This is a genomic window from Aeromonas sp. CU5 (assembly GCF_002586745.1).
In the GTDB taxonomy this organism is placed as follows: Bacteria; Pseudomonadota; Gammaproteobacteria; order Enterobacterales; family Aeromonadaceae; genus Aeromonas; species Aeromonas sobria.
Map to the genome: position 1 here is coordinate 4,270,872 of NZ_CP023817.1, position 16,882 is coordinate 4,287,753.

The 16,882-nt window shown below is 59.6% G+C and carries 15 protein-coding genes and 1 tRNA gene; 6 read left to right on the forward strand and 10 right to left on the reverse strand.

Annotated features, from left to right (window positions below; all coding sequences use genetic code 11):
• Window positions 1–46: 46 nt before the first annotated feature.
• The 4 genes from CK911_RS19365 to rsmC all read right to left on the reverse strand — a co-directional run bounded on the left by CK911_RS19365 (window position 47) and on the right by rsmC (window position 4,114).
• Window positions 47–132: transfer RNA gene (locus CK911_RS19365), tRNA-Leu, on the reverse strand.
• Window positions 133–267: 135 nt separating this feature from the next.
• On the reverse strand, window positions 268–1,728 hold the full coding sequence (gene glgA, locus CK911_RS19370; protein WP_098972004.1) for a glycogen synthase GlgA: 1,461 nt from the start codon (window positions 1,726–1,728) through the stop codon (window positions 268–270).
• Window positions 1,718–2,935 carry a glucose-1-phosphate adenylyltransferase gene (gene glgC / locus CK911_RS19375; RefSeq protein WP_098972007.1) on the reverse strand — a complete coding sequence of 406 codons (1,218 nt, stop codon included), beginning with the start codon at window positions 2,933–2,935 and terminating at the stop codon, window positions 1,718–1,720. The genes glgA and glgC overlap by 11 nt, the downstream gene beginning before the upstream one ends.
• Before the next feature lie 150 nt (window positions 2,936–3,085).
• The gene (gene rsmC / locus CK911_RS19380; protein WP_098972009.1) at window positions 3,086–4,114 is read right to left on the reverse strand and encodes a 16S rRNA (guanine(1207)-N(2))-methyltransferase RsmC; all 1,029 of its coding nucleotides are present in this window, start codon (window positions 4,112–4,114) and stop codon (window positions 3,086–3,088) included.
• 280 nt (window positions 4,115–4,394) lie between these two features.
• Between rsmC and dapA the strand changes: the two genes are divergently transcribed.
• Window positions 4,395–5,267, forward strand: coding sequence for a 4-hydroxy-tetrahydrodipicolinate synthase (gene dapA / locus CK911_RS19385; protein WP_068977299.1), 873 nt, complete (start codon window positions 4,395–4,397; stop codon window positions 5,265–5,267).
• A 70-nt stretch (window positions 5,268–5,337) separates the two neighbouring features.
• Here dapA and CK911_RS19390 read toward each other — a convergent pair whose 3' ends face one another.
• Window positions 5,338–6,306, reverse strand: coding sequence for an inorganic triphosphatase (locus CK911_RS19390; RefSeq protein ID WP_098972011.1), 969 nt, complete (start codon window positions 6,304–6,306; stop codon window positions 5,338–5,340).
• A gap of 168 nt (window positions 6,307–6,474) precedes the next feature.
• Here CK911_RS19390 and CK911_RS19395 point away from each other — a divergent pair, with 168 nt between their 5' ends.
• Complete coding sequence (locus CK911_RS19395; RefSeq protein ID WP_042024112.1) at window positions 6,475–7,155, forward strand: TIGR00153 family protein; 681 nt, start codon at window positions 6,475–6,477, stop codon at window positions 7,153–7,155.
• A 25-nt stretch (window positions 7,156–7,180) separates the two neighbouring features.
• A complete protein-coding gene (locus CK911_RS19400) occupies window positions 7,181–8,446 on the forward strand; it encodes an inorganic phosphate transporter (protein WP_042024113.1) in 1,266 nt (421 codons plus the stop codon).
• A 91-nt stretch (window positions 8,447–8,537) separates the two neighbouring features.
• Here the strand turns inward: CK911_RS19400 and CK911_RS19405 are convergent, their stop codons facing one another.
• The gene (locus CK911_RS19405) at window positions 8,538–10,994 is read right to left on the reverse strand and encodes a bifunctional aspartate kinase/homoserine dehydrogenase II (RefSeq protein WP_098972013.1); all 2,457 of its coding nucleotides are present in this window, start codon (window positions 10,992–10,994) and stop codon (window positions 8,538–8,540) included.
• The gene (metB, locus tag CK911_RS19410; RefSeq protein ID WP_098972015.1) at window positions 10,994–12,166 is read right to left on the reverse strand and encodes a cystathionine gamma-synthase; all 1,173 of its coding nucleotides are present in this window, start codon (window positions 12,164–12,166) and stop codon (window positions 10,994–10,996) included. Before metB ends, CK911_RS19405 begins: the two co-directional genes overlap by 1 nt.
• Window positions 12,167–12,461: 295 nt before the next feature.
• Between metB and metJ the strand changes: the two genes are divergently transcribed.
• Window positions 12,462–12,785: a met regulon transcriptional regulator MetJ gene (metJ, locus tag CK911_RS19415; RefSeq protein ID WP_042024118.1), complete on the forward strand. Its 324-nt coding sequence runs from the start codon at window positions 12,462–12,464 to the stop codon at window positions 12,783–12,785.
• A 75-nt stretch (window positions 12,786–12,860) separates the two neighbouring features.
• Here metJ and CK911_RS19420 read toward each other — a convergent pair whose 3' ends face one another.
• Window positions 12,861–14,132, reverse strand: coding sequence for an aromatic amino acid transport family protein (locus tag CK911_RS19420; RefSeq protein WP_098972017.1), 1,272 nt, complete (start codon window positions 14,130–14,132; stop codon window positions 12,861–12,863).
• A 123-nt stretch (window positions 14,133–14,255) separates the two neighbouring features.
• Between CK911_RS19420 and CK911_RS19425 the strand changes: the two genes are divergently transcribed.
• Complete coding sequence (locus tag CK911_RS19425) at window positions 14,256–14,540, forward strand: hypothetical protein (RefSeq protein WP_098972019.1); 285 nt, start codon at window positions 14,256–14,258, stop codon at window positions 14,538–14,540.
• 29 nt (window positions 14,541–14,569) lie between these two features.
• On the opposite strand, the gene cysQ is transcribed toward CK911_RS19425, so the two are convergent.
• A complete protein-coding gene (cysQ, locus tag CK911_RS19430; protein ID WP_098972021.1) occupies window positions 14,570–15,382 on the reverse strand; it encodes a 3'(2'),5'-bisphosphate nucleotidase CysQ in 813 nt (270 codons plus the stop codon).
• 37 nt (window positions 15,383–15,419) lie between these two features.
• Window positions 15,420–16,028 (reverse strand): ADP compounds hydrolase NudE, encoded by a 609-nt coding sequence (gene nudE / locus CK911_RS19435; protein ID WP_172954065.1) that lies wholly within the window; start codon window positions 16,026–16,028, stop codon window positions 15,420–15,422.
• A gap of 147 nt (window positions 16,029–16,175) precedes the next feature.
• Here nudE and yrfG point away from each other — a divergent pair, with 147 nt between their 5' ends.
• Window positions 16,176–16,856 (forward strand): GMP/IMP nucleotidase, encoded by a 681-nt coding sequence (yrfG, locus tag CK911_RS19440; RefSeq protein WP_098972023.1) that lies wholly within the window; start codon window positions 16,176–16,178, stop codon window positions 16,854–16,856.
• Window positions 16,857–16,882: the final 26 nt, after the last annotated feature.

Genomic DNA, 16,882 nt, shown 5'->3' on the forward strand with positions numbered 1-16,882 from the left:
GGTTTTCTAGTTGGATTTACATGCTGCTGAATCAGCATGGCAGTATTGGTGCGAAGAGAGGGACTCGAACCCTCACATCCGTGGGACACTAACACCTGAAGCTAGCGCGTCTACCAATTCCGCCACCTTCGCATCACTGCGGAGGGGGATTCTATAGAGTTTTGGGGGAGCGTCAACAAGCAAAAGGTACTTTTTTCGCTGTTGACGCTCAAAGTGGAGCCAAGGGTACAAAACTTCAGCAATTAGCCTGGGTTGGTGACTCGCAGATTAGTTGTGTCCCATTGCGCCATGATACATCTGCTCGTACTGGGTGATGGAGTCAGGCCAGTTGAAGCGGGTGTTCATGGCGTTGTGCAGCACCTTGGCAAATTGTGTCTTGTCTTGCAGGAAATAGAGCAGACTGCGGCGCATGGTATCGAGCAGGATAGCGGCGGTCGGATCATTGAAGCAAAAGCCGGTGGCATGTTCCGGGTCCGCATCCCAATCCACCACGGTATCTTTCAGACCACCCACGGCACGCACCAGTGGCAGTGTGCCATAGGCCAGGCTGTACATCTGGTTGAGGCCGCAAGGCTCGAACAGCGAGGGCATCAGGAAGAAGTCGGCACCGGCTTCCACCAGATGGGCCAGACGATCATCATAGGTATTGATGAAGGCGAGCTTGCCTGGGTACTGCTGGGCCATGGTTTGCAGTTGTGTGGCGAGCGCAGGATCGCCAGAGCCTACGATCACCACTTGCACCTGATGGTGGAGAAATTTCTCCAGCGCAGGCAGCAGCAGGGGGACACCCTTCTGCTCGGTCAGGCGGCACACCATGCCGTAGATAGGCAGGTCAGCAACGGGCAAGCCCGCTTCCTGTTGCAGATGCTGTTTGCAGATCTGTTTGCCTGCCATGTTGTCGATGCTGTAAGTGGCGGGCAGGAACGCGTCAAACTCCGGATCCCAATCTTTGTAGTCGCAGCCGTTGAGGATGCCGCACAGGTCATCCCTACGTTGCTGAAAAATGCTCGCCATACCGTGGGCGCCAAGGTGAGTCAGCAGCTCTTGGGCATAGTTGGGGCTGACCGCATTGATCTTGTCGGCGTAGAGCACCCCGCATTTGAGCAGGTTGACGTGGCCGTAGTCATAGTTGATGCGGCGTTCGTAATCGGCAATTTCGGGCATGGCCCAGAACTGTTCGCGGCCGAACACCCCTTGAAACGCCGCGTTGTGAATGCTGATCACGCTGCGAGTTTGCTGGAAGAAAGGGTTGTTGGCATGGCGGGTTTTCAGCAGCAAGGGTAGCAGCCCGGTGTGCCAGTCGTTGCAGTGGGCGATATCCGGGGCGAAGCCGAGCTGCTCGCAGGCATGGAGGGCCGCCGCCGAGAAGAAGGCAAAACGTTCGCCGTTATCCGGATAGGCTTGATTGTTCTCGGCATAGAGCTGGGGACGATCGAAATATTGCGGGCAGTCGAGTAGATAGACGCAGACGCCATCCAGCTCCATCTGGTAGATGCGATAGCCGATATCCGGCAGGCCCGGATGGGTGGGTAACCAGCGTGACGCTACCAGTTTGGCCTCATCCCGTCGCTTAATCGTCTTGTAGAAGGGCAGCATGATCCTGACATCATGCCCCTTCTGGACCAGGTACATAGGCAAGGCTTTGGCAACATCTGCCAGGCCCCCGGTCTTGACCAGCCCCTCAACTTCCGAGGCAACAAACAGGATTTTCAGTGGGTTAATAGCCAACTCTTGCTCCCTTAGGTACCACCACGATACCGCCTTCTGATACGGTAAATCGCTCTCTATCATGGTCGAGATTTTCACCGATAACGGTGCCGGGCGCAATTTCAACGTTTTTGTCGATGATCGTCCGCCGGATGGAGCACCCTTCACCAATCTTCACATCCCCCAGCAGCACGGATTCACTGATGTGGCTGCACGCGCCGATATTGCAGCGAAAACCGAGAATGGATCGCTGGATTTGGCTGCCCTGAATGAAGCAACCGGCGGAGATCAGGGAGTTGGCAATATTGACCTTGCACACGTCGCTGTCGATAAAGGTCGCTGGTGGCAGTGCCGGATAGTGGGTGTGCAGTGGCCACTTGCGGTTATAGAGGGAGAAGGGGGGGTTGTCAGCCACCAAGTCCATGTGAGCCAGCCAGTAGGAGTCCAGAGTGCCCACATCCCGCCAGTACACACTCGGCTTTTCACCAGGGATGACGTTGGTGCTGTAGTCGTAAACATAGATGGGCGCGCGCGGGTAGAGGCTCGGGATCACATCCTTGCCAAAGTCGTGGCTGGAGCTATCTTCGGCAGCATCCCGTTTCAATTCCCGGCAAAGGGCGTCAGTCTCGAAGATGTAGTTACCCATGGAGACCAGCGCCTGGGTCGGATCGCCGGGGATATGCTTGGGCTGCTTGGGTTTTTCCTGAAAACCGATCATCCGCCCTTCGGTATCCACCTCGATTACTCCGAATGAACTCGCCTCTTCGATGGGCATGCGCAGGGCGGCCACTGTCATGGCGGCGCTCTTTTGTTTATGGAAGGTGACCATCTGGCTCACATCCATCTTGTAGATGTGGTCGGAGCCGAAGATGCAGACATGATCCGGTTCGGCCCTCTCGATAAAGCCGAGGTTCTGGTAGATGGCATCGGCGGTGCCGTCATACCAGCGTTTACCCATCCGCATCTGGGCCGGAATGGGGTCGATAAAGCGGTCGGTGATGCCGACGATATTCCAGCCCTTCTTCATGTGAAGATAGAGGGACTGGGATTTGAATTGGGTCAGGACATAGATGCGCAGAAAGTCTGCGTTGACGAAGTTGTTGAGGACGAAATCAATCAGCCGGTAACTGCCGCCGAAGGGGACGGAAGGCTTGCTGCGGGTGGTGGTGAGAGGCTGCAGACGAGTACCTTCGCCGCCAGCCAGGATCATGGTCAAGATACCTGCCATCGTATTAATCTCCCTGCATGAACACTATGAAAAGGTTTTCAATGTTCGGTATAAAAACACCCCTTAAGGGGTGGTTTTATTGTCCTTTTAGTACCTTACCAGATACCGGATGGCGCTCTCTAGCGGTTTTCTTGTACTGCTTGCACTTATTTACACTTTGCTCATATAGACCTTGAACTTGGTATCGCTGCTGATCACTTCCGTCCGTTTGAAATGTGTTTCCAGTATAGGCAGGTAGCGCAAGAAGGCGTTGGCAACAATGGTCAGCGAGCCATTTGGCAGCAAAAATTCCGGCGCCTTGGCGAGGAAGGTTTCGGTCGCTGCATAGAAGGTCTTGAGGCCCGCATGGAATGGCGGGTTGGAGACGATGTGCTGGAAACGGGTGGAGACATCCGAATAGACATCGGAAGGGGTGACCTTGCCCTGCAGACCGTTGATCGCCAGGGTGCGGCGGCTCGACTCCAGCGCCAGCGCGCTGATATCCACCATGTTGACCAGCAGCTCCGGATTGCGCTTGGCCAGCACAGACCCAATCACCCCGGCGCCACAGCCGAAATCGAGCAGATCGCCCTTCATCGGCGGCACAGCTGCCAGCAGCATCTGGGTGCCGAGATCCAGTTCGGCTGCGCTGAAGACGCCGGGCAGTGCCAGCACGGTCAGCTCGGTATCACCGGCCTTGCACTGGTAGCGGCCAAACCAGCTATCCAGCTCGAACGGGGCAACCGGCTTGCAGAGCTCGCCGTGATAGAGGGAGCAGCGGCGGGCCGAGTCACGTTTGATCGGCTTCTCGCCATAAGGTGCCAGCAGCTTGTCGGCGCCATTGATGCCGCCACGGTTGTCACCGGCCAGCAACAGGTCGGCACCCGCTTCCAGCAAGGGGGTCATCATGGCCAGCAGATATTGCGCCTCGGCCTTGGCCTTGGGCATCAGCAGCAGCAGCGCATCGAAGCGGGGGGCGCCACCGAGCTGGTGGTCGAACAGGATGGCGTCACCCAGGGCGGCCTGCTGGCTGCGGTAATAGCAGTAATCCGTGGTAAAGACGGTCAGGGTCTCGGCTAGAGTGGCCAGCTGGCGCGGGTAGTCATCCTCCAGCGCGCCGCAGACAAGTAGCCGCTTGCCGACAAAGAGGGCTTGGTTTCGTTCCAGCATCTGGCTGACGGCACTGATAGGGCTGCTCATCGGGTCTCTCCACTCAATTTTGGGCGGCCATTATACATAGCCCCTTTCGCCTTGACATTTATGCTGTGTTCCCGAAATATGCCCAGACACCATTTTTTGACCAGAGATGACGAAATGCGGTTCAACGGGTTGAAACGAAAGCACAAAAAAAGCCTGCCATTCGGGCCTGCCGACGTTCGCGCGTAACCTCTCATTTCTGAGAAGCTTCAAACCCCGGTTGCGCACATCGTACCGGGGTTTTTTATTGCCATATTCGGGTCATTCAGGAGAAGGAAATTCCATGTTTCAAGGTTCTATTGTTGCGTTGATCACCCCGTTTCGACAGGGCAAGCTGGATGAAGAGGCGCTGTTGCGTCTGGTGGAGTGGCATATCGAGCAGGGTACCCACGGCATAGTGCCGGTGGGTACCACGGGGGAGAGCCCGACCCTGACCCATGACGAACACTGTAAAGTGGTCGAACTGGTGGTCAAACAGGTGGCAGGGCGCGTTCCGGTCATTGCCGGGGCCGGTTCCAACAACCCGGTCGAAGCCATCGAGTACACCCTCCATGCCGAACGGGTCGGCGCCGATGCCACCCTGCATGTGGCTGGATACTACAACCGCCCCAATCAGGAGGGGCTCTACCACCACTTCAAGGCCGTCCACGACGCCACCGCCAAGCCGATCATCGTCTACAACATTCCGCCGCGCGCCATCGTCGACGTGCAACCCGCGACCCTGGCCCGTTTGGCCGAACTGCCGCGCATTGCCGGGGTCAAGGATGCTACCGGCGATCTGGCCCGTCCCTGGACCGAGCGCCAGCTGATCAACAAGCCCTTCGCCTGGCTCTCCGGGGAAGATGCCACTGCCGTCGCCTACAACATCGGTGGCGGTCAGGGTTGTATCTCGGTGACCGCCAACGTGGCCCCCAAGCTGGTGGCTGAGGTGCAGAACCTCACGCTGGCTGGCAAGTGGCAAGAAGCACGTGAACTGCAAGACCAGCTCATTCCGCTCCATCAGGCGATGTTTGCCGAGCCGAGCCCAGCCGGTGCCAAATATGCCGCTTCCCTGCTCGGTTTTTGCAGCGAGGAGTGCCGCCTGCCGGTGATGCCGCTGTCGGACGCGACCCGCGAGCGCATTCGCAGTGCCATGCAGCAGCTCAACCTGCTGTAATGCAAAACGGGTGAGCCAAGGCTCACCCGTTTTGTTTCTGGCGTTGTCTCACTAAGGTCGCTCGTGCCGGTTAGGCGGCGCTATGCAGCCAGGCGGCGATGGCCAGCTGCAACTCGACATACGCCGGATAGAGGAAGAGATCGGCCAGTTCGGCAGGCCACTCGTCATGCTCGTTCGGCCTGGTTTGCAGATGTGCGTGCAGGCTGGTCAGTGCTGGCAGCCAGGGCGCTGGTTGTGGCAGTTTGGCCGCACTGCGGGCGACCAGATCAACTCCTTGACACAAGGCATCGAACGCCTGCTGTTGAACGCCTTCATTCTGTGGATGCTCCAGCCAGAGCTGCTCGTGATGTTGCCAGTGGCGCAGCCCTTCGCTTACCCCCGTTATGCCATCTATATCTTCATGCTCGACCAGCACCTGCAGGGCCAGCGGTTTGCCAAGGCCTGCCAGTCGATAGCCGCGCTGGGCCTTGGATTGGGCGCCGAGACGCAGCCCGCCCAGCTTGGCAAGATGCTGCGCCAGCGCAAACAGTGCTGCGGTGTCGCCGGATTTGAGCTCCAGTTCCAGCTCGTTGATGGTGGTGCTGCCCTGGCTACCGACTATCTCTCCCTGATCCCAGGCCAGCTCTATCTCGGCCCCCTCGAAGGCGATCAGCCAGTGGCTGCGCAGGAAGTCGGTGCGAAACTGGGCGACCAGCTGTTGCTGGATGCTGTCGCGCTCGGGCAGGGTCGGCCAGATCTCATCGGGAAAGGCCGAGAGGGTCGGCAGATCGCCGCTGACGGGGGCGTTGTATTCGGGTCTGGCGTGCAGGCCACCCACTATCTGACCGCGACACTTGATGGTCTGTTCGGCAAAGCTATCGCAGCGGCGGATCCGCAACCCCATATCCAGCTGGCGCAAGGCGAGGGTTGGCGTATCGAAATAGACGTTGCCGAGCTGTTGTTGGGAGGATTCCTTAATTTCAAGAGAATTCAGCAGGTTGGATAACCCTGCTTGAATGTCGCAGGCGACAAAAAACTTAATCTCGATCTCGATTTGCATAGTCATTCCGGGCTGGCAGGTAACTTTGAGGGGCGGGATTCGGGTCGCGAGGATATAATGCCGCGAGGCGACTAGATTAATTCGCGGTTTAATTGAGTGCGCAGTTCGGTTACCATGCGCGCCTCATAAAATCGTATCGAGTGTTTTTTCACCGACACAGGTTTGACCATGCCAGTAAATACTATTTTGGGGCTTTTTGCCAAGTCCCCCATCAAGCCGTTGCAGAAGCATATCGTCAAGGTTCACCAGTGCTCCCAGCAGTTGGTCCCTTTCTTTGACGCCGTTGCGGAAGACCGTTGGGATGATGCCGAGAAGATCCGGCAGCAGATTGCCCAGTTGGAAAAAGAGGCGGATATCCTCAAGCGTGAAATCCGTCTGAAACTGCCTCGCGGCCTGTTCCTGCCGGTCGCGCGTACCGACCTGCTGGAGCTGTTGACCCAGCAAGACAAGATTGCCAACCGTGCCAAGGATATCTCCGGCCGCATGCTTGGTCGTCGCATGGAGTTCCCTGCTGAAATGCGGGTTGATTTCATGGCCTATCTCAAACGTTGTATTGATGCGACCGCTCAGGCCGAGAAAGCGATCGGGGAGCTCGACGAGCTGCTCGAGACCGGCTTCAAGGGACGGGAAGTGGAAATGGTTGCCGAGATGATCCACCAACTGGATCTGATCGAGGACGATACAGACACCATGCAGATCGGACTGCGCCAACAGCTGCAAGCGGTTGAGCACAATTACAATCCGATTGATGTGATGTTCCTCTACAAGATCCTCGAATGGGTAGGTGACCTGGCAGATCAGGCCGAGCGTGTAGGCGCCCGTCTGGAACTGATGCTGGCTCGTTCGTAATCGACTGACTGGGTAAACACTATTAATGGACATTATCGCGAATTACGGCACCACTCTGGTGCTCGTGGCGGCCTTGTTCGGCTTTTTGATGGCCTGGGGCATTGGTGCAAACGACGTTGCCAATGCCATGGGCACATCGGTCGGCACCAAATCCCTGACTATCCGTCAGGCCATCATCATTGCCATGATCTTCGAGTTTGCCGGTGCTTATCTGGCGGGCGGTGAAGTGACCGCAACCATCCGTAATGGCATCATTGATACCAATGCATTTGCCGATACACCGGACCTGCTGGTACTCGGCATGATCGCCTCGCTGCTGGCTGCCGGCGCCTGGTTGATCCTGGCCTCCTACTTCGGCTGGCCGGTCTCTACCACTCACTCCATCATCGGTGCCATCGTCGGTTTTGCGGTGGTGAGCATTGGTCCGGAAGCGGTGCAGTGGAGCAAGTTTGGCGGCATCGTCGGCTCCTGGATCATCACTCCGGCTATCTCCGGTGTGATCGCCTACTTCATGTTTATCAGCGTGCAGAAGCTTATCTTCAACACCGATGATCCGCTGGCTAACGCCAAGCGCTATGTGCCGTTTTACATGTTCCTGACGGCGCTGGTGATCTGTCTGGTGACCATCAAGAAAGGGCTGACCCACGTTGGTCTGCACTTGAGTGATGGCGAGGGCATTCTGCTCTCTGTGGCTATCTCTATTGCGTTGGCGATTGCCGGTTTCTTCTATATCCGCGGTCAGAAGTACAACCCGCAGGATGACAGCAAGATGCACTTCGCCAACGTGGAGAAGGTATTCGGTATCCTGATGGTGATCACCGCTTGTGCCATGGCGTTTGCCCACGGCTCCAACGATGTGGCCAACGCCATTGGCCCGCTCTCTGCAGTGGCTTCTATCGTGGCCTCCGGCGGTGAAATTTCCAGTCAGGCGTCTATCGCCTGGTGGATCCTGCCGCTTGGCGGTATCGGTATCGTGATCGGTCTGGCGACCATGGGCGAGAAGGTGATGGCGACGGTCGGTACCGGCATCACCCACCTGACCCCGAGCCGTGGCTTTGCCGCCCAGCTGGCGACCGCCGCGACTGTGGTGATTGCTTCTGGTACCGGTCTGCCCATCTCCACCACCCAGACCCTGGTCGGTGCTGTGATGGGTGTCGGTCTGGCGCGCGGGATTGCGGCGTTGAATCTGGGGGTGCTGCGCAATATCGTTGTCTCCTGGATCATCACCCTGCCTGCCGGTGCCATTCTGGCCATTGCTATCTTCTACGTGCTGCAGGCCTGCTTCTCATAATCGAAGCGGCATTCAGCAAAAAGCCCGAGTCATCGACTCGGGCTTTTTTATTGTGCGCGGGAGCTGAGCTGCTCCCTTTGCATTATCTGCCTTAGAGGCTGGCGCAGATCTGCCAGAGATCGTACTGGATTGCCGCGGCGGTCACTTCCCGACCCGCCCCCGGCCCTTGAATCACCAGCGGGTTGCTGCGGTAGCTGTCGCTCTCGATGGCAAAGATGTTGTCGCACGGCAGCAGGTTGGCAAACGGGTGGTGCGGTTCCAGCGTCTCCAGTCCAACCCGTGCCTTGCCGTTACGCTCGAAGCGGGCTACGTAACGCAGCGCCTTGCCAAGGCGCTTGGCTCCCTCAAAGGCAGTCTGAATCGGACCGTCCAGCTCCTTGAGCCGATCCATGAATTGATCCGCACTGACTTTGCGCAGGGTGACGGGCACCAGATTTTCCAGTGTGATATCGGCAGAATCGAGCTCAAAGCCAGCCTCCCGCGCCAGGATCAACAACTTGCGTCGCACATCCTGGCCGGAGAGATCTTCGCGGGGATCCGGCTCGGTCAAACCGTGCTGCCACGCTTCGTCCACCAGCTCGGAGAAGGGACGAGTGCCGTCATACTGCTGGAACAGCCAGGAGAGGGTGCCGGAGAAGATGCCGGAGACCCCCTGAATACGGTCGCCGCTTTGACGCAGCATCTGGATGCTGGACTGGATCGGCAGCCCGGCTCCCACGGTGGCGTTATAGCGCCACTGCACCTGATGGTCACTGCAGGTCTGTTTGATGCGCTGGTAGAACTCGCTGTCGGCGGCACCGGCAAACTTGTTGGCTGCGATGATGTGGATACCGAGTTGGGCAAAATCCGGGTAGTAGCGACTCACGGTTTCGCTGGCAGTCATGTCCAGCGCGATCAGCGTATCGAAGCTGTGCTGCTCCAGTTGGGAGAGCAACTCCGGCCAGATCAGGGGTTTGCCATCGACACTGTTTTGTACCTTGCGGGGATCCAGCCCCTCTTCATCCAGCAGGCCACCTTCCGAGCTGAATACCCCGTAGAGGGTGAGCGCCAGATTGAGTTCATGTTCGAGCCGGGCTTTTTCGCGGCTATAGAGGGTGAGCCAGTGGCCGCCGATATTGCCTTTGCCGAACACCACCAGACCGACCCGGGTCGGGCGGCTGAACAGGGCACTGTGCAGGGCGATCAGCAGCGGCTCCAGTACCACCTGACGCAGCACGGCCACCAGGCTCAGGCCATCTCTGGCCACCTGGACGAACTCCAGCGGCTGATCCGCCAGCAGCTGATAGAAGCGATGGCACTGCTCGGCGTTGTCGGTGACTCCGGCCCCTACCAGCGCCACCAGACTGAATCCCTCTTTCTGGATCAGGCCAGTGAAGCTGCCCTGCAGCTGGAAGTCCCGCAGGATCTCGAAGGCACCCTGTGCGACCTCAAGGGTGTAGGCCAGACGCAGTACCCGCCGATCCGGCTGGCGCTGCAGGGTGAGCGGGTTGAGGCGGTGGCGGGCAAGATGGGCCTCGATGGTGGCGACTGTCTGCTCAAAGTTGGCCTGCGGCAGCACTTTGAGCTCAATCAGGGCGATCTGATCCACCGAGGAGACGATGCGGGCACCACCGGAGCGCGGCGCGCGGCGCAGAATATGGGTACAGCCCTCATCCGGGTTGTAGCTGCAACGCAGGGTGAGGCGCTGGCGGCTGTCGGCGACCGGCTGCAGGGTGCGAGAGTGCAGTACTGAGGATCCAAGGCGGGCCAGCTCGTTGGCCTCGGCCAGGCTGAGGCGTTCCAGCAGGCGTGCCTCTTTGACCCGGCGCGGGTCGGCGCTGTAGACGCCAGCCACGTCGCTCCAGATGGTGGTCGATTCACCGTCCGCCAGCAGCGCCAGCAGGCTGGCGCTGTAGTCGGAGCCGTTGCGGCCGAGTAGCAGGGAGCGCCCCTCCATGTCGGCAGCGATAAAGCCGGTCACCACGATGCGACCGGCATGTTCCGCCAGTCGCGCCTTGAGCAGTTCGCTGGAGAGGGCGGTATCCACCTTGACCAAGGCGCCATCCTCGGCGCGCAGGAAGCTGCGGGCATCGAGCCAGGCAGCTTTGTCACCGCGACTGGTGAGCAGGGCCGCCAGCAGGCGCGCCGACCACACCTCGCCAAAGGCGAGCAGACCGTTGCGGGCGAAGCGATCAAACTGCCCCTCCAGGGTTTTGGCGATCTGTTGCACGTCGCTGGCGAGCTGAGCGCTGAGGTCGCACTGCAACTCCCCTTCCAGCAGGCCATCGATCAGACTCTGTTGATAGGCTTGCAGGGCCGAGATGGATTCACCGGCGGCTTCGTCACCGGTATCAGCCAGCTCCCCCAGCTGGATCAGCCGGTTGGTGGTCTTGCCCGCGGCGGAGACCACGATCAGCTCGTCACCTCCGGTCTGTTGTTCAATGATGCTGGCAACCCGACGATAGCAGACCGGGTCCGCCAGACTGCTGCCACCAAATTTGTGGACGTGACGTCGCTTCAATCCTGCTTCTGCTGCCACCGCGATCTCTCCTTGTTGCTGCTGTTCCATTACTTCGCTACCTGTTCTGCCTGCTGCGCCTGTTCAAAAGCCTGAGCCAGATCGGCCACCAGGTCTTCACCGTGTTCAATACCGACCGACAAGCGCAGCAGCTGGGCGCTGATGCCAGCTGCCTGCTGTGCCGCCGGGGTCATGGCCCTGTGGGTCATGCTGGCCGGATGGGCCACCAGACTCTCCACCCCGCCGAGAGATTCGGCCACCGAGAAGAGGGTGAGGGCCGCGAGGAAGGCGCGAATGCCCGCCTCGCTGCAATCGAGTTCAAAACTTAACATGGCGCCGAAGCCGGACTGTTGACGGCGCGCAATATCGTGGCCGGGATGGCTCGGCAGGCTGGGGTGATAGATGCGTTTCACCAGCGGCTGCTGTTGCAGGAAGGCGAGGATGCGATCGGTGTTCTCCTGATGGCTGCGCAATCTGGGGGCCAGGGTGCGCAGACCGCGCAGGGTGAGGTAGGAGTCGAACGCCCCGGAGGTGAGCCCCAGACAGTTGGCCCACCATACCAGCGACTCGGCCAGTGCCGCCTCTTTGGCAATCGCGACCCCGCCCACTACGTCGGAGTGGCCGTTGATGTATTTGGTGGTGGAGTGCACCACCACATCGGCACCGAGTGCCAGGGGTTGTTGCAGCAGGGGGGAGAGGAAGGTGTTGTCCACCACCACCTGGGCACCCACCTCGTGGGCGGCACTGGCGATGGCGCGGATATCCACCACCCGCAGCAACGGGTTGGAAGGGGTCTCGACCCATACCAGTGCAGGCTTTTGCGCCAGTGCGGCGGCCAGTGCGGCCTCATCCCCCTGATCGACAAACTGCACCCGGTAGTGGCCCTTGGCCGCCAGATACTCGAACAGGCGCCAGGTGCCGCCGTAGCAGTCGTGGGGGGCGATCAGCAGGTCTCCCGCCTTGAGCAGGGCGGTAGTGACCAGATGGATGGCGCCCATGCCGGTGCCGGTGACCACGGCACCGGCACCCCCTTCCAGCGCCGCCAGCGCGTCCGCCAGATTGCTGCGGGTCGGATTGCCGGATCGGGCATAATCGTATTGACGGGGCTCGCCAAAGTCGGCAAAGGTGTAGTTGCTGGAGAGGTAGATGGGGGGCACCACGGCACCGTGTTGCGTGTCAGTCTCAATCCCGGTGCGAACCGCCAGGGTGGCCTTATGACTCATGTCGCTCTCCTTGGCGTTGTGACTTGGCGATTGATCCGGCTCGATTTCCGATGCAGCCTAGCGTCAGGGTGGCCTTGTGAGTCATGTCACTCTCTCCTTGAACTGTCTCTGGGCGATGGCTGCTTTGCCTGCGCCACGGCGATCCTGCCATTGCTGGCCTATGGTGAACCACCTTACGCCAGCACAAAAAAGCCGTCAACACTTCCAGACGTCTAAATGGCTTTGCTGTTGGATTGCCATTAATTTCCTTAAGGGTTAAAATCCGCGCTCACGGCTAAATGAGAACAGGTGAGTCATGGGAACAGAGTGGAACGGCGACTACGTCAGCCCTTATGCGGAACACGGTAAGAAGAGCGAACAGGTCAAGAAGATTACCGTCTCGATCCCGCTCAAGGTGTTGAAAGTGCTGACCGATGAGCGCACCCGTCGTCAGGTGAACAACCTGCGTCATGCGACCAACAGCGAGCTGCTCTGTGAAGCCTTCCTGCACGCTTTCACCGGCCAGCCGCTCCCTTGCGACGAAGACTTGCGCAAGGATCATCCGGACAGTGTCCCCGCCGAAGCGCGCGCCATCATGGAAGCGCTGGGCAAAGAGATCGAAGATTTCGATCAAGAGTAAGCGATTTGCAATGCACAAGAGGCGACCCCCGGGTCGCCTCTTGTCGTTTCTACGGCCCCGTTTACGGGGCTGTGGTTATTTCAGCAGGCTGAAGATCAGCGCCGATACTGCCAGCGAACCGGTCAGCAGGATAAAGCCGTTAGTCCAGCCGTGACGGAAGCGGGCCAGCGCCTCCACCTTGTAGATCGCTATCACCGGCATGATGAACAGGATCATGGCGATGACCGGGCCGGAGAGGGTCTCCATCAGCCCCAGAATGCCCGGGTTGATCACGGCGGCGCCCCAGATGGCGAAGAACATCAGGGCGATGCCCAGCTTGTCCGCCTTGGCCAGCGGCAGGCCGGTGGGCTTGGCGATCAGACTCTTCAGGCTTTCGCGGGCACCGAGGAAGTGGCCGAGGAAGGAGGAGCTAATGGCGATAAAGGCGATAAGCGGCCCCAGGGTCACGATCACTGGGTTGTCGGTGATGTTGGCGAGATAGGAGAGCACAGAGACGTTCTGGGCCTTGGCTTCGGCCAGCTGGGCTGGCGAGAGGCTCAGCACGCAGGAGAAGACGAAGAACAGCACGAAGCCTACCAGCATCACTGTAGTGTTGCGCAGGATCTGGCCGCTCTTGGCTTCGGCCTGCTCGCCATATTCACGGCGCTGCACGTTGGCAAAGCCGGAGATGGCGGCGGCGTGGCTGAAGGCGAACACGGTCACCGGCAGCGCCAGCCAGACGGTGTTGAGGAAGCTGACACCTTCAAACGCGGTCATTTCCGGCCACTGCCACTGGGGAATGAGGTAGCAGGAGAGCGCCGCCAGAATGGCCGCCAGCGGATAGACCATAAAGGCGAAGGCGCGCAGCATCGCTTTCTCCCCCGCCAGCATCACGGCGATCATGGCGAACACCAGCACACCGGAGAGCATCACCCGATCCGGGGTTGCCATGCCGAGCTGGTTGACCATGAAGCTCTCCACCGTGTTGGTCAGCCCGACCCCGTAGATGAGCAGGATCGGGAAGATGGAGAGGAAGTAGAGCGCCGAGATGAGGCGACCGGCCATCTTGCCGAAATGCTCTTCCGCCACTTCGGTGAAGTCGGCGTGGGGGCGCGAAGAGGAGAGCACGAAGCGCGCCAGCCCGCGGTGGGCGAGGAAGGTCATGGGGCCCGCCAGTACCGCGACGATCGCGAGGGGCCAGATCCCGCCCAGACCCAGATTGATGGGCAGGAACAGGATGCCCGCGCCAACCGCGGTGCCAAACAGACTGATGACCCAGTGGGTGTCGTGACGGCGCCAGCGGGTGATGCTGGCAGTGGTGGAGCAGGAACCGGATAGCTCCTTGGTAGCCTCTACAGATAAACTCATTACTAATTCACTTTTTGTTAGTGTTTTAATCTGAGTTTATTGTGGTTTATCGGGATTTAATTCTCAAAAAGCTGGGCTGAAACATATCACTGCCATTACTGGCTTTAGCCAGTGAGATTGGGAATGGAATCTGGATCCCGGAATGCAACAAAACTGACATCGTTCTATTTTGTGAAATATAAAACCAAAATTTCATTCCTACTCATTTTTTTATTTTGGCCAATGGCGTATTTTCAGGATTACATGAAAAATCGCACCATTTCTCACCGCCTGATTGTGATGTTTCACTGTCATTTCGCTGTTTTGCCAGCGTATCACGCTGTTCAAGGCGGCCTTAGCCAGCGGATCACACCGACCATCACCCTGGGCTACTCCCCTGAAAAATCAGGCGGCCATCGGGCCGCCTGATTGTCTGGTGTGGTGACGTCGTCCTCTACCTAGTGGGCCAGAATGCTGCCCCAGGCGAGATCCGGATCCCCCATCACGATAAAGTCCGGGTTCTCCAGCGACTCGGTCTCGTTGTAGCTAAGTGGCTGCAACGCCAGGCTGAGGATGCGGCCACCGGCCGCCTCGACGATGCATTGGGCGGCGGCGGTGTCCCACTCGCCGGTGGGGCCGAGCCGCACGTAGCAATCGGCAGCCCCTTCCGCCACCAGACAGGATTTGAGGGAGCTGGAGCCGAGCGGGATCAGCTCGTAGTTGATGGCCGGGTTGAGGCGGCGGGTGAGGTTCTCCAGCTTCTGGCGGCGGCTGATGGCCACCACCAGCGAGTCGGGCTGGTCATGCTCATGGTGCATGGCGCTGATGGGCAACACCTCGCCATTCACCTCCTTGAAGGCGCCGTAGCCGCGCACCGCCCAGTAGAGCACGTTTGACTCGGGGGCGTAGATAACCCCGAGCACCGGCACGTTGTCCCGCACCAGGGCGATCAGGGTGGCGAAGTCGCCGCTGCCCGCGATAAATTCGCCGGTGCCATCAAGGGGATCCACCAGCCAGTACTGCCGCCAGTTGGCGCGCTGACTGAAGGGCACATCTGCCGCCTCTTCGGTCAGCACCGGCACATGGGGGGGGAGCGCCGACAGCGCCTGTTTGAGGTAGGCATCGGCAGCAAGATCGGCACTGGTGACCGGGGTCGCATCCTCCTTCAGCTGACGCTCGAACTGACCGCCGTGATAGATGTCGTGAAGGATCCTTCCGGCTTCGCGGGCAATCTCCTTGACCCCCGGCACCCAGGCCAACAACTCCTGCATCTCGTTATCCTCTGTCTGTTAACTGCCCGTCTGCGGGCTACTCTGCCTGCTCTGCCAGCCACTTCTGGGCCAAGAGCAGGGCACTGATGCTGCGCGACTCGGTGAAGTCGGGTCGTGCCAGCAATTCGTCGATCCGGTTGAGGGGCCAGGGGATCACCTCGAGAGGCTCCGGCTCGTCGCCGATCCGCTGCTCGGGGAAGAGGTCCCGCGCCAGCAGGATATCCATCCGGCTGGAGAAGTAACCGGGCGCCAGCGACACCTGCTTGAGCAGGGTCAGGCGGTTGGTGCCAAAGCCTGCCTCCTCCATCAGCTCCCGGTTGCCCGCCTCGAAGGCATCTTCGCCCGGGTCGATCAGCCCCTTGGGAAAGCCCAGCTCGTAGGAGTGGGTGCCCGCGGCATATTCGCGCACCAGTAGCAGGGTGTGGGCATCGAACAGCGGCACCACCATGACGGCGCCCCGGTTGCCGCCGCGCATCCGCTCGTAAACCCGCTCTTCGCCGTTGGAGAATTTGAGGTGCAGGGACTCCACCTTGAACAGTCGGCTCTCGGCTACTATTTCGGCCTTGAGGATCTCCGGTTTGCACTTGGGGTGATCCAGTTGGTCGGCAGAGATTTGCTCGGGTTTGCTCTTGTGGGGGTCGCTCATCGGACGCTGGCTGCTCGTTAAAAAATAGTGCTTCAAGAGTAAACGACTCTCACACCGAACACCACGGGCCAGGGAGGGCAAAGGGGGAGGAAAAATCCGCTATACTGCCGCTCCATTTCTTCCGCGACACCGAGATCAAGAGACCCGATGCCACACTCCCGCTCCACTACCTTGCCCTGGCACCAGATAGATACCGTCTTGCTCGATATGGATGGCACCCTGATCGATCTGCATTTTGACAACCACCTCTGGCAGCAGCTGGTGCCGGAGCGTTACGCCGAGCGGCTCGGCTTGCCGCTGGATGAGGCCAAAACGCAGATCGAGGTGCACTATCAGGCGGTCAACGGCACCCTCAACTGGTACTGCGTGGATTACTGGAGCGAGACCCTGGGGCTCGATATTCGCGCCCTCAAGCAGGAGCTGCTTGCGAAGATCCAGTGGCGCCCCCACGCCATCCCCTTTCTTGCCGAGCTGCGCGCCGCGGGCAAGCAACTGGTGCTCTTTACCAATGCCCACCCCGCCAGCCTGTCGGTGAAGGATGCGCAGCTTGGCCTTGCCGACCATCTGGATCTGATGGTGAGCACCCACGAGCTGGGCTGGTCGAAAGAGAGCCAGCTCTGCTGGCAGGCACTGGCGGAGCGACTGGCGTTCGATCCGGCCCGCACCCTGTTTGTGGATGACAGCGAGCGGATCCTGCGAGCCGCCGCCGACTATGGCATCGGCTATCAGCTGGCGATCCAGAATCCGGATAGCTGCAAGCCCGAGCAGAGCATCACCGCTTTCCCGGCGATCCGCGACTATGCCGAGTTGCTGCCGCTGGTAATCTGAATCAGTTCAAACAAGAGAGGGCTGCA